This is a genomic window from Microbacterium sp. TPU 3598, from assembly GCF_002356155.1.
GTDB classification, from domain to species: Bacteria; Actinomycetota; Actinomycetes; order Actinomycetales; family Microbacteriaceae; genus Microbacterium; species Microbacterium maritypicum_A.
The window spans coordinates 1,351,861-1,363,844 of the sequence record NZ_AP017975.1; the positions used below are offsets into that span (position 1 = coordinate 1,351,861).

Annotated in this window: 13 protein-coding genes; all 13 read left to right on the top strand. The window is 68.8% G+C overall.

Features of this window, described 5'->3' with window-relative positions; genetic code table 11:
- Positions 1–34 precede the first annotated feature (34 nt).
- The 13 genes from MST3598_RS18520 (at position 35) to cmk (ending at position 11,980) form a co-directional block, all read left to right on the top strand.
- Positions 35–211: a hypothetical protein gene (locus tag MST3598_RS18520; protein ID WP_168436332.1), complete on the top strand. Its 177-nt coding sequence runs from the start codon at positions 35–37 to the stop codon at positions 209–211.
- A complete protein-coding gene (locus MST3598_RS06355; protein ID WP_096359492.1) occupies positions 208–1,005 on the top strand; it encodes a TlyA family RNA methyltransferase in 798 nt (265 codons plus the stop codon). Before MST3598_RS18520 ends, MST3598_RS06355 begins: the two co-directional genes overlap by 4 nt.
- On the top strand, positions 1,002–1,922 hold the full coding sequence (locus tag MST3598_RS06360; RefSeq protein WP_029258975.1) for an NAD kinase: 921 nt from the start codon (positions 1,002–1,004) through the stop codon (positions 1,920–1,922). The genes MST3598_RS06355 and MST3598_RS06360 overlap by 4 nt, the downstream gene beginning before the upstream one ends.
- Positions 1,919–3,610, top strand: coding sequence for a DNA repair protein RecN (recN, locus tag MST3598_RS06365; protein WP_021201741.1), 1,692 nt, complete (start codon positions 1,919–1,921; stop codon positions 3,608–3,610). The genes MST3598_RS06360 and recN overlap by 4 nt, the downstream gene beginning before the upstream one ends.
- 17 nt (positions 3,611–3,627) lie before the next feature.
- Complete coding sequence (locus MST3598_RS06370) at positions 3,628–5,322, top strand: CTP synthase (protein ID WP_029258974.1); 1,695 nt, start codon at positions 3,628–3,630, stop codon at positions 5,320–5,322.
- A 19-nt stretch (positions 5,323–5,341) separates the two neighbouring features.
- On the top strand, positions 5,342–5,923 hold the full coding sequence (locus MST3598_RS06375) for an NUDIX domain-containing protein (protein ID WP_029258973.1): 582 nt from the start codon (positions 5,342–5,344) through the stop codon (positions 5,921–5,923).
- Between the two features lie 2 nt (positions 5,924–5,925).
- Positions 5,926–6,828, top strand: coding sequence for a site-specific tyrosine recombinase XerD (xerD, locus tag MST3598_RS06380; RefSeq protein WP_021199273.1), 903 nt, complete (start codon positions 5,926–5,928; stop codon positions 6,826–6,828).
- 153 nt (positions 6,829–6,981) lie between these two features.
- Positions 6,982–7,815, top strand: coding sequence for a ParA family protein (locus MST3598_RS06385; protein WP_168441067.1), 834 nt, complete (start codon positions 6,982–6,984; stop codon positions 7,813–7,815).
- A complete protein-coding gene (locus MST3598_RS06390; RefSeq protein WP_029258972.1) occupies positions 7,799–8,656 on the top strand; it encodes a segregation and condensation protein A in 858 nt (285 codons plus the stop codon). Before MST3598_RS06385 ends, MST3598_RS06390 begins: the two co-directional genes overlap by 17 nt.
- A complete protein-coding gene (gene scpB / locus MST3598_RS06395) occupies positions 8,646–9,332 on the top strand; it encodes an SMC-Scp complex subunit ScpB (RefSeq protein ID WP_036271553.1) in 687 nt (228 codons plus the stop codon). Before MST3598_RS06390 ends, scpB begins: the two co-directional genes overlap by 11 nt.
- Positions 9,329–10,135: a pseudouridine synthase gene (locus tag MST3598_RS06400; protein WP_021199277.1), complete on the top strand. Its 807-nt coding sequence runs from the start codon at positions 9,329–9,331 to the stop codon at positions 10,133–10,135. Before scpB ends, MST3598_RS06400 begins: the two co-directional genes overlap by 4 nt.
- Positions 10,132–11,268, top strand: a complete 1,137-nt coding sequence (locus MST3598_RS06405) for a prephenate dehydrogenase (protein WP_021199278.1) — start codon at positions 10,132–10,134, stop codon at positions 11,266–11,268. Before MST3598_RS06400 ends, MST3598_RS06405 begins: the two co-directional genes overlap by 4 nt.
- Positions 11,261–11,980, top strand: a complete 720-nt coding sequence (gene cmk / locus MST3598_RS06410; protein WP_021199279.1) for a (d)CMP kinase — start codon at positions 11,261–11,263, stop codon at positions 11,978–11,980. Before MST3598_RS06405 ends, cmk begins: the two co-directional genes overlap by 8 nt.
- Positions 11,981–11,984: the final 4 nt, after the last annotated feature.

Below are 11,984 nucleotides of genomic sequence, written 5' to 3' on the forward strand. Positions count from 1 at the left end.
CTTCCGCGTCGGACGGGCCGCGTACAGTAGAACTGTGAGCGATGAGACGACGAGCGCGCCGACCGATGGCCTGTGGAGTCGACTGCGCCTGATCGAGGGGCAGCCGCTGCCGGCGAGGGCCGACGCGTATTCGGCCCTCCACGACGAGCTCTCCCGTCGCCTCGAGAGCGGCGCGAAGCTCGAGCAGCGGGAGACCTCGGGATCCCGATGACGCGACTCGACGCTGCCCTCGGCGCCCGAGGACTCGCCCGTTCGCGCACTCACGCGGCCACTCTCATCTCGGAGGGCCTCGTCAGCGTCGACGGGCGACCTGTCGTGAAGGCCTCCACTGCGGTCGACGATGCGGCGGAGATCACCATCGCCGGTGCAGACCACTACGTCGGACGTGCCGCGCACAAGCTCATCGCGGGCCTCGACGGCTTCGCGATTCCGGTCGAGGGGCGGCTGGCACTCGACATGGGCGCATCCACCGGCGGCTTCACCCAGGTGCTCCGTGAGCGGGGAGCACGTGAGGTGCTCGCGGTCGACGTCGGGCATGGACAACTCGCCGCGTCGATCGCCGCTGATCCCGGAGTCGTGTCCGTCGAGGGCTACAACGTCCGATACATGACACGGGAGAACCTCGCCGAGGCGACGGGCGAGGTCGCAGCCCCCGATCTGGTCGTGGGTGACCTCTCGTTCATCTCTCTCGAACTCGTGTTGCCGGCCGTCGCCGCGGTGGTCCCATCGGAGTCCGACGTCCTGCTTCTCGTGAAGCCGCAGTTCGAGGTCGGACGCACCGCCGTCCGTGGGGGACTGGTCGCCGACCCCGCAACACGCGCCGATGCCGTGGCTCGCATCGTGTGGAGCGCCTGGGACGTGGGGTTGGGGATGCTCGGCATCCTTCCCTCCCCGATCCTCGGAACCCACGGCAACGCCGAGTATCTCGTGCACCTCGCACCGGGTCGAGGCAGCAATCCGACAGAATGGCTGGACAGCATCAACCGACTGGCAGGAGGACGATGAACGAGCGCAGCATCCTGGTCGTCGCTCACGCGGGCCGTGTGGACACCGTCGACGCCGCCCGGCGGGTGATCGACGCCCTTCGGGAGGCCGGAGCGCGACCGGTCCTGGCCGCTGACGATCACGAGGCACTCGTGTCCGTGGATCCGTTCTTCGCCGACACCGACGTACTCGGCGTCTCCGTCGACCCGGCCGACCTCGAACTGGCGATCGTGCTGGGTGGGGATGGGACGATTCTGCGCGCAGCGGAACTCGTACGCGACAGCGGGGCTCCGGTGCTCGGCATCAACATGGGGCATGTCGGCTTCCTCGCGGAGATCGACCGAGATGACATGGACAAAGCCGTACGTCGTGTGATCGACCGCGACTACGAGGTCGAGGAACGGCTCGCCCTGTCCGTGCGTGTGAAGGATGTCGACGGCACGGTCGTCTATGAGACGTGGGCCCTCAACGAGGCCACGGTCGAGAAGGCCAGTCGTGAGCGGATGATCGAGATCGTTCTCGAGATCGACGGCCGGCCGTTGTCGAGTTTCGGATGCGACGGCATGGTGATCTCCACCCCGACCGGCTCGACGGCCTACAACTTCTCCGCCGGGGGACCGGTGATCTGGCCGAGTGTCGAGGCGATCGCGGTGGTGCCGCTGTCGGCGCATGCCCTGTTCGCCAAGCCGCTCGTGGTGAGCCCCGATGCCTCGGTGGCGATCGAGATGCTCGAACGCACGGACGGCTCGGGCATCCTCTGGTGCGATGGCCGCCGCTCGCACGACCTGCCGCCGGGCGCACGCGTGGTGGTGCGCCGCTCTTCGCGTCCCGTGCGGCTGGCTCGCCTGCACCCCACAGCATTCACCGACCGACTCGTGCGCAAGTTCCAGCTTCCCGTCGAAGGGTGGCGCGGACAGGAGCCGGGGGCGACGTCATGATCGAGGAGATGCGGATGCAGGGGCTCGGCGTCATCGCCGATGCCGTGCTGCCGCTGGGTCCCGGATTCACCGCCATCACCGGCGAGACCGGCGCCGGAAAGACCATGGTCGTCACCGGGCTCGGACTGCTGCTGGGCCAGCGCGCCGACTCCGGAGCCGTGCGTGCGGGCGCGGCGCAGGCATCGGTCGCGGGCGTCTGGATCGTCCCCGAGAGCGGAACCGTCGCCGAGATCGTCGCCGAGGCCGGTGGCGAGCTGGAGCCTGTCGGTGCTGGCAGCGCGGAACTCTACGTGTCTCGCACGCTCAGTTCGGAAGGACGCAGCCGTGCCAGTGTCGGTGGGCGCGCGGCCCCCGCGGGTGTGCTCTCCTCGCTCGCGGACGAGCTCGTGGTCGTGCACGGCCAGTCCGAGCAGCTGCGACTGCGTTCGGCCGTCGCGCAGCGTGATGCGCTCGATCGTTTCGGTGGGGCCCCGATCGCTGAGGCCGTGGACGAATACGCCCGGGCCTTCGCACGCTGGCGGACACTCGACGCCGAGATATCCGAGATCACCGAGAACCGTGAACGTCGCGCTGAAGAGGCGTCGCGGCTGCGAGAAGCCCTCGCGCTGATCGAGGCGACGGCTCCGGAGCCGGGGGAGGACCAGGAGCTCACCGCGCGTGCCGAGCGTCTCGCGAACGCCGAGGAGCTGCGTCTCGCGGCCTCGCTCGCGCACGGCGCGCTCTCGAGCGAAGAGGGCGAACCTGATGCCTCGGCTCTCGTCGCGGAGGCGCGTCGAGTACTCGAACGCGCTGCCGACGTGAAGTTGACCGAGATCAGCGAGAGCCTCGCCGACATCGGCTATCGGATCGCCGACACCGCAGGCCTTCTCTCCGCCTATCTCGCCGATCTCGACGAGACGGGTCCGCACGAGCTCGCCGCTGTCGAGGAACGCCGCGCTGCGCTGGGCACCCTGATCCGTGCACACGGCTCGCTCGACGAGGCGCTGACCGTCTGGCAGACCGGATCCGCTCGGTTGGCCGAACTCGATGACGACGGCGATCGGATCGAACGACTGATCGCCGAGCGCGATGCGGCACGGGTCGAACTCGACGCCCACGCCGAGGCGCTGACGGCGGCGCGCGCTGAGGCGGCTTCTCGTCTCGGTGCTGCCGTGACGGAAGAACTGCGTGCGCTCGCGATGCCGGACGCGCGCCTCGAGGTCTCGGTCTCCGAGGGCGCCGAGAGCGCCCACGGCCGGGACGACGTCGCGATCCTCCTCGCCCCCCATCCGGGAGCCGAGCCGCGCTCGGTCTCGAAGGGAGCCTCCGGCGGAGAGCTGTCGCGAGTGATGCTGGCGATCGAAGTGGTGATCGCCGCGACCGATCCGGTTCCGACGTTCGTCTTCGACGAGGTCGACGCCGGCATCGGCGGAGCCGCGGCGATCGAGGTCGGCCGGCGACTCGCCCGACTCGCCGAGAAGTCGCAGGTGATCGCGGTGACGCACCTCGCGCAGGTCGCGGCCTTCGCGAACAACCATCTATCGGTCGTGAAGGCCAATGATGGTGCGGTCACGGCCTCCAGCGTGCGCCGTCTGGAAGGGGAGGAACGGGAAGCCGAGATGGCTCGTCTGCTGTCCGGACTCGCCGATTCCGACGCCGCCCTGACCCACGCCCGCGAACTTCTCAGCCTCCGCGTCCCCACCTCCTGATAGGATCGAAGCCCGTGATGAACTCTTCTTCTGCGGGACCCAAGAACGACACGACCAAGCACATCTTCGTGACTGGTGGTGTCGTTTCGTCTTTGGGCAAGGGGCTGACGGCAGCCAGCCTCGGAAACCTCCTCACGGCCCGCGGTCTGCGCGTCGTGATGCAGAAGCTCGACCCGTACCTGAACGTCGATCCGGGAACGATGAACCCGTTCCAGCACGGTGAGGTGTTCGTGACGGACGACGGCGCCGAGACCGATCTCGACATCGGACACTACGAGCGCTTCCTCGACATCAACCTGTCCGAGGCGGCCAACGTCACCACGGGTCAGATCTACTCGCAGGTGATCGCGCGCGAGCGCCGCGGCGAGTACCTCGGAGACACGGTCCAGGTGATCCCGCACATCACCGACGAGATCAAGCGCCGCATGCGCCTGCAGGCCTCGGAAGACCCGCGCCCCGACGTGATCATCACCGAGGTGGGCGGCACGGTCGGCGACATCGAGTCGCAGCCGTTCCTCGAGTCCGCGCGCCAGCTTCGTCACGAGCTCGGACGTGACAGCGTGTTCTTCGTGCACGTATCGCTCGTCCCGTTCATGGGCGCGTCGGGGGAGCAGAAGACCAAGCCGACGCAGCACTCCGTCGCGGCGCTCCGCCAGGTCGGCATCCAGCCCGATGCCCTGGTGCTCCGCAGCGACCGTCCGGTCAGCGTGAGCAACCGCAACAAGATCGCTCTCATGTGCGACGTCGACGTCGAAGGCGTCATCAACACCGTCGACCTGCCGAGCATCTACGACATCCCCTCGACGCTGAACGAGCAGGGGCTCGACTCGTACATCGTGCGACGGCTGGGCCTGGACCAGAAGGCGGCCGACGTCGACTGGACCCGCTGGAACAAGGTGCTGCACGCGGTGCACAACCCCAAGCACGAGGTGACGATCGGTCTGGTCGGCAAGTACATCGACCTGCCCGACGCGTACCTCTCGGTGACCGAGGCGCTCAAAGCCGGCGGTTTCGCGCAGGAGACCAAGGTCAACATCCGCTGGATCCCCTCCGATCTCTGCGAGACGCCGGAAGGCGCGCAGGAGCAGCTGGCACAGCTCGACGGTATCTGCGTGCCCGGCGGCTTCGGCATCCGTGGCATCGAGGGCAAGCTCGGCGCGCTGAAGTTCGCGCGCGAGCAGGGCATCCCGACGCTCGGCCTGTGCCTCGGTCTGCAGTGCATGGTCATCGAGTACGCACGTGACGTCGCCGGCATCGTCGGGGCCTCGTCCAGCGAGTTCGACCCGGAGACCGCAGAACCGGTCATCGCGACGATGGCCGAGCAGGTCGACATCCTCGACGGTGGCGACCTCGGCGGCACCATGCGCCTCGGTCTGTACCAGGCAGCCCTGGCGGAAGGCTCGCTCGCCCGCGAGCTCTACGGCGCCCCCGAGGCCTCCGAGCGTCACCGCCACCGCTACGAGGTGAACAACGCCTACCGTGACCGTCTTTCCGAGGCGGGGCTGGTGTTCTCCGGACTCAACCCGGAGCTCGACCTCGTCGAGTACGTCGAGCTGCCCCGCGACGTGCACCCGTACTACATCGCCACCCAGGCGCACCCGGAACTGCGTTCGCGTCCGACCGCCCCGCACCCGCTGTTCCGCGGGCTGGTGGGCGCGGCGATCGATCGGCACCGCGCGAGCGAGCTGTTCGACGTCAGCGCGGACGACTGAATCGAGCAATCGAGCGATGATGACGGAGTCGACGGAGAGCCTCCGGGACGAGACCCTCGAGCCGGAGGTTCTCGAGAGCGACCTCGTCTACCGCGGCAGGGTCTGGGACGTGCGCTCTGACCGCGTGCGCTATGGCGACGGTGAGATCGTGCGGCAGTACGTCGCCCACACCGGCGCGGTGGCGATCGTCGCCCTCGACGAACAGGGGCGGGTGCTGCTGATCCAGCAGTACCGCCACCCGATCCGCCATCGTGATTGGGAGCTCCCGGCCGGACTGCTCGATGTGAAAGGCGAAGAGCCTCTCGATGCCGCCCGGCGTGAGCTCGCCGAGGAGGCCGACCTGGTCGCCGTCCACTGGGAGCCACTGGTCTCCTCGTGGACGACGCCCGGTGGGAACGACGAGATCATCCACGTGTTCCTCGCGACCGGCGTCCGACCGTCCGGTGCGGCGCACGATCGCGAGGACGAGGAAGCGGATATCCGGGTGGAGTGGGTGTCGCTGGCCGATGCGGTCTCTGCGGTCATGGAGGGTCGGATGCGCAATGGGATCCTCGCGATCGGCGTGCTGGCGGCCTCGCAGAGGTTGCGCGACCGGGGCTGAGGATGCAGCTCGAGCGCGCCCTCGACGCCTACCTGCGTCATGTCACGATCGAGCGTGGTCTGAGCGCGCACACGATCGCGGCCTACCGGCGCGACCTCGAGGGATACCGGGAGTGGTTGGTCGCCGAGGGGATCGACGACACCGGCGAGGTGACGCCGGCGACGATCGACCGATTCATCGCGGAACGGGCCTCCGCGGAGCCGCCACCCGCGTCGACGAGCCTCGCACGCTTGCAGTCGTCGGTGCGGGGATGGCACCGCTTCCTCGCACGAGAGGGCATAGAGGCCGACGACCCGAGTGGTCGGCTTCGCCCGCCGAAGGCGCCGCGACGGCTGCCCAAAGCCCTCACGATCGAACAGGTCGAGCGTCTGCTCGCCGCGCCGTCTCCCGAGGCGCCGCTCGGCATCCGTGATCGCGCTCTGCTCGAGCTTCTCTATGCGACCGGTGCGCGCGTGTCCGAGGCGATCGACCTCGATGTGGACGACCTGGCGCACGGCGATGTGCTGCGGCTGCGGGGGAAGGGATCCAAGGAACGCATCGTGCCGCTGGGTTCCTACGCGCGCGCCGCCGTGGACACGTATCTGACCCGTGTGCGCCCCGCCCTCGCCGCCAAGGGTCGCGCCTCGGCCCGGCTCTTCCTCGGGGCGCGAGGCGCCCCGCTCTCCCGCCAGAGCGCGTGGCTCGTCATCCGCGCGGCAGCCGAGAGCGCCCAGATCACCGTGGACGTATCGCCGCACACGCTGCGGCACTCGTTCGCGACGCATCTCCTGCAAGGGGGTGCCGACGTGCGTGTCGTGCAGGAACTGCTCGGACACTCCTCGGTCGCGACGACGCAGATCTACACGCACGTCTCGGTCGACGCCCTTCGCGACATCTACGCGACGTCGCACCCGCGCGCCCGGTGACCTCGCAGCGCCGGCCTGGCGTCTGCCGCGTGCCGAGGCAGCTGAGCGGGGGCCCGGCCGGTACAATCGACCAAGCACGACGGAGCAGGAGAACGGGTGGCTGAGAAAGTGGCGAAGTCCAGGGCGAAGGCGCAGAAGGCCGACGAGACCCCCATGGGACCCACCGGCCGCCCCTATCACGGGTTCCCGATCCCGGAGCCGCTGAAGTCGCACGGCCCGGCACGCATCATCGCGCTGTGCAACCAGAAGGGCGGCGTCGGCAAGACGACGACCTCGATCAACCTCGCCGCTTCCCTCGCGGAGTACGGCCGGAAGGTCCTCGCCGTCGACTTCGACCCGCAGGGTGCCCTGTCGGCCGGCCTCGGCATCCCGACGCACGATGTGCCGACGATCTACGACCTGCTGCTGGACACCAAGCGCGACGCGCACGATGCGATCGTGCACTCGAGCGTCGAGGGTCTCGACGTCATGCCGGCCAACATCGACCTCTCTGCCGCAGAGGTCCACCTCGTCAACGAGGTCGCGCGCGAGACGATCCTCGCACGGGTCCTGCGCCAGGTGGCGGGGGAGTACGACGTCATCCTCATCGACTGCCAGCCGTCGCTCGGCATCCTCACCGTGAACGCGCTGACCGCGGCGCACGGCGTGATCATCCCTCTCGAGTGCGAGTTCTTCGCCCTGCGCGGTGTGGCGTTGCTGATCGAGACGATCGACAAGGTCCGCGACCGGCTGAACCCGTCGATCACGATGGACGGCCTGTTGGCGACGATGTACGACCCGCGCACGCTGCACTCCCGCGAAGTTCTGGAGCGGGTCGTCGAGGCATTCGGCGACGATGTGCTGGAGACCGTGATCGGCCGCACCGTGAAGTTCCCCGACGCGTCGGTCTCGGGCGTGCCCATCACCGAGTTCGCCCCCGAGCACGCCGCCGCTCAGGCGTACTTGCGGCTGGCGCGCGAGCTGGTCGCCCGTGGCGCCGTCGCCTAGCGAGGGGCCTGTCGACGCAACGCTCGAGGAGAGCGCGGGCGATGCCGCGGCCGCAGACACGGCAGGCTTCCGGGTGTCCCTGTCGAACTTCGACGGCCCCTTCGACCTGCTGCTGAATCTCATCTCGAAACATGAGATGGACATCACCGAGGTGTCGTTGAGCGCGGTCACGAACGAATTCATCGCGTATCTGGGGGAACTCGACGACGATGAGGACCTCGACCAGGCCTCCGAGTTCCTGGTCGTGGCCGCGACCCTGCTCGACATGAAGGTGGCGGGACTCCTGCCGCAGGGCGAGCTGGTGGATGCCGAGGCGGTGGCCCTTCTCGAGGCGCGTGACCTCCTGTTCGCCCGACTGCTGCAGTACCGGGCCTTCAAGGAGGTCTCGACGTGGTTCGCTCGCTGCCTGCAGCGCGAGGATCGTCGACACGTCCGTGCCGTTCCCCTCGAGGAGAAGCACCGGCGGCAGACTCCGGAGCTCGTCTGGTCGCTGAGCGCCGACGACTTCGCCGCGCTCGCGCTGCTGGCGTTCGCACCCAAGGAGATCCCGCACGTCGGGCTCGACCATCTGCACGCACCGCTGGTCAGCATCCGTGAGCAGGCGGCGATCGTCGTGACACTGTTGCGTGGGACCGAGTCGGTGAGCTTCCGTGAGCTCGTCGCGGGCGTCACGGAGCCGGGCATCGTCGTCGCGCGCTTCATCTCGGTGCTGGAGCTCTATCGGCACGCGGCGCTGTCCTTCGAACAACTGGAACCGCTCGGCGAGCTGACGCTCCGCTGGGCCGCCGACTCCTGGTCGGACGAGACGCTGGCGACCCTGGGAGCCGATTATGACCGATGACGTGACGGAGACCGACGCTGTGACGGGGACCGACGCTGTGACGGAGACCGACGCTGTGGCGGGGACCGACCTCACGGTGTCGGAGGATCAGACCTCGGACCCTGCCGGGACGGCACCCGAGATTCCCCTCGCCGAGCGGGTCGAAGCGATCCTCTTCATCCTGGATGAGCCGATCGGCCTCGTCGCGTTGGCTGCCGCCGTCGGGTCGCCGGTGCCAGCGGTACGTCAGACGCTCGAGATGCTCGTCGAGGACTACGACGGGCGGGGCGCGGGACCACGGCGCGGCTTCGAGCTGCGCGAGGTGGGCGGCGGGTGGCGACTGTACGTCCGCGAAGATCTCGATGCCATGGTGGCCGAGTTCGTCGGAGGGCAGGCCCCGGCGCGACTGTCGCAGGCCGCGCTCGAGACATTGGCGGTCATCGCCTACAAGCAGCCGGTGACGCGCAGCCAGGTCGCCTCCATCCGCGCGGTGAACGTCGATTCCGTCGTGCGCACGCTGCTCGCCCGCGGGCTGATCACGGAGCTGTTCGCGGATTCCGAGACCGGCGCGATCAACTACGGCACGTCCGACGCGCTTCTGCAGCACCTGGGCATCAACTCGCTCGACGAGCTGCCCCCGATCTCCCCGCTGCTCGATGACGGTGCAGACGGCTTCGACGAAGGGACCATCCGATGACAGGCTTCGACGCCTCGACAGACTCCGAGGCCGCGCCCGAGGGCGTGCGCTTGCAGAAGGTGCTCGCCGCGGCAGGCGTGGCCTCCCGCCGCGTGGTGGAGCAGTACATCGCCGAGGGCCGCATCCGCGTCAACGGCATCGTCGTGTCCGAGCAGGGGCGACGGATCGACCCCGAGCGCGACCTCGTCGACGTGGACGGTACCGCGATCCAGCTCGACGTCTCCAAGCGCTACGTCATGCTCAACAAGCCGACCGGCGTGGTGAGCAGCATGAAGGACGAGAGCGGCCGCCCCGACCTGCGTCGCTTCACCGAGAAGTACGAGGAGCGCCTCTACAACGTCGGCCGCCTCGATGCCGAGACGAGCGGTCTGCTGATCCTCACGAACGACGGCGCGCTCGCCCACGTGCTGGCCCACCCGTCTTTCGGCGTGACGAAGGTGTACATCGCGAAGGTCGAGGGCACAGTGCTGCCGCAGACGATCTCGAAGCTGACGAAGGGCATCGAGCTGGAGGACGGACCGATCGCCGCTGACAAGGCACGGCTGTTGGACACCTCCCGCGAGGAGAGCCTGGTGGAGCTGACGCTGCACTCCGGTCGCAACCGCATCGTGCGACGCATGCTCGCGGCGGTGGGCCACCCCGTCACCGAACTGGTCCGCCGGCAGTTCGGTCCGCTCCACCTGGGAACCCTCCCGGCCGGGAAGACGCGGGAACTGAGTAAAATCGAACTCGGCGCGCTTTTGACCCTGTCGCGCCGTGATTCCGGTGTCGCCGAGGCGCCAGGCGAGCAGGAGAACGAATGACCGATACGACGAGTGCGCCCACGGGGCGGAGAGCGGGCGTCGTCGCGCCGCGCCTCTCCGGTACCGTCCGCATCGTCGGCGCCGGACTCCTCGGCGCGAGCATCGGCCACGCCCTCCGCGCGAAGGGGGTAGATGTCGTCCTGACCGATGCCTCGCCCGCCCAACTGCGTCTCGCCGTCGACTACGGCGCTGGAAGGATCTCGAACGAGGACGATCAGCCGTCCCTGGTCGTTGTCGCGGTGCCGCCGGATGTCACTGCCGACGTGATCCAGGCCGAACTCGAACGGTTCCCAGAGGCCGTCGTCACCGACGTCGCGAGCGTGAAGCTCGAGCCTTTCCGTGCACTCCAGGCGCGCGGAGTCGACCTCACCCGCTACATCGGCTCTCACCCGCTCGCCGGTCGTGAGCGCGGGGGCGCGATCTCAGCGCGTGCCGACCTCTTCATCGGGCGCCCCTGGGTGGTGTGCCGTGATGAGGAGACGAGAGCCTCCGACCTCGCCCTCGTCGAGGCCCTCGCGCTCGACGTCGGAGCGACGCCCCTCGAGATGACTCCGGAGGAGCACGATCGTTCGGTCGCGCTGACCTCGCACGTGCCCCAGGTGGTCGCGAGCCTGCTCGCCGGTCGCCTCGCCGAAGCGGAAGAGGGGGCGCTCCGCCTTGCAGGCCAGGGCGTCCGCGACACCACACGCATCGCAGCATCCGCCCCCGAGCTCTGGGTGCAGATCCTCGGGGCGAACGCGGCACCCGTGGTCGAGATCCTCGATGCGCTGGCCTCCGACCTCGGCGAGATCTCCGATGCCCTGCGTGAGCCGAGCGCTCCGGGCGCCCGCCGCATCGTCGCCGAGACCATCCGGCAGGGAAACGACGGCGTCGAACGGCTCCCCGGCAAGCACGGACAGAATCAGCGTTTCGAAACCCTCGTCGTGATGGTCGACGACACCGCGGGTCAGCTCGGCCGCCTGTTCGGAGAGCTCGGCGAGCTCGGTGTGAACGTCGAGGACCTCCGCCTCGAGCATTCGCCCGGCGCGCAGTTCGGCCTCGCCGAGATCAGCGTCGATCCCGCGGCGCTGCATGGCGCGATCACCGGGCTGCAGGAACGTGGATGGCGCATCGCTGGGAGCACGAATGACTGATATCTCGACCTCTGCTGCGGACGCTTCGGTGACCGACGCGCACAAGTTCATCGCGATCGACGGGCCGGCCGGATCGGGCAAGTCCAGCGTTTCGAAGGCCGTCGCCCGCGCACTCGGTTTCGGCTACCTCGACACCGGCTCCGCCTACCGCGCACTCGCCTGGCATGTGCTCGATCGGGGCGCCGACACCGAAGACCCTGAGGCCGTGCGCGCTGCGGCGGCAGACTTCCCTCTGACGCTGGGGCTCGACCCCGACGAGCGGACGGTGCTCGTCGGCGACGTCGAGGTCACCGAGGCCATCCGAGACCCGAGGGTCTCCGGCGCGGTGAGCGGCGTGGCGCGCGTGCCCGAGGTTCGCGCGCAGGTCAACGAGCTGTTCCGCCGTCTGGTGTCGGAGTCGTCGTACCCCGCCGTCGTGGTGGAGGGCCGTGACATCACGACCGTGGTCGCCCCCGACGCTCCGGTGCGGATCCTTCTCACCGCAGCTCCCGAGGTACGGGCTGCACGACGTGCCGGTGAACTCGCCGGCGAGAACGCGGCTGCTGTCGCCGCGGCGCTGCACAAGCGTGACGCCTCAGACAGCGCCGTCGTCGACTTCCTGAACGCCGCAGAAGGCGTCGAGGTCGTCGATTCGACGGAACTCGATTTCCCCCAGACCATCGACGCCGTCCTCACGGTGATCGAACGAATCCAAGGAGCACACCGTGGCTGACGAC

Coding starts and splice junctions, on each gene's coding strand:
- MST3598_RS06355 (WP_096359492.1), top strand. CDS start 208: ATGACGCGACTCGACGCTGCCCTCGGCGCCCGAGGACTCGCCCGTTCG.
- MST3598_RS06360 (WP_029258975.1), top strand. CDS start 1,002: ATGAACGAGCGCAGCATCCTGGTCGTCGCTCACGCGGGCCGTGTGGAC.
- recN (WP_021201741.1), top strand. CDS start 1,919: ATGATCGAGGAGATGCGGATGCAGGGGCTCGGCGTCATCGCCGATGCC.
- MST3598_RS06370 (WP_029258974.1), top strand. CDS start 3,628: ATGAACTCTTCTTCTGCGGGACCCAAGAACGACACGACCAAGCACATC.
- MST3598_RS06375 (WP_029258973.1), top strand. CDS start 5,342: ATGACGGAGTCGACGGAGAGCCTCCGGGACGAGACCCTCGAGCCGGAG.
- xerD (WP_021199273.1), top strand. CDS start 5,926: ATGCAGCTCGAGCGCGCCCTCGACGCCTACCTGCGTCATGTCACGATC.
- MST3598_RS06385 (WP_168441067.1), top strand. CDS start 6,982: ATGGGACCCACCGGCCGCCCCTATCACGGGTTCCCGATCCCGGAGCCG.
- scpB (WP_036271553.1), top strand. CDS start 8,646: ATGACCGATGACGTGACGGAGACCGACGCTGTGACGGGGACCGACGCT.
- MST3598_RS06400 (WP_021199277.1), top strand. CDS start 9,329: ATGACAGGCTTCGACGCCTCGACAGACTCCGAGGCCGCGCCCGAGGGC.
- MST3598_RS06405 (WP_021199278.1), top strand. CDS start 10,132: ATGACCGATACGACGAGTGCGCCCACGGGGCGGAGAGCGGGCGTCGTC.
- cmk (WP_021199279.1), top strand. CDS start 11,261: ATGACTGATATCTCGACCTCTGCTGCGGACGCTTCGGTGACCGACGCG.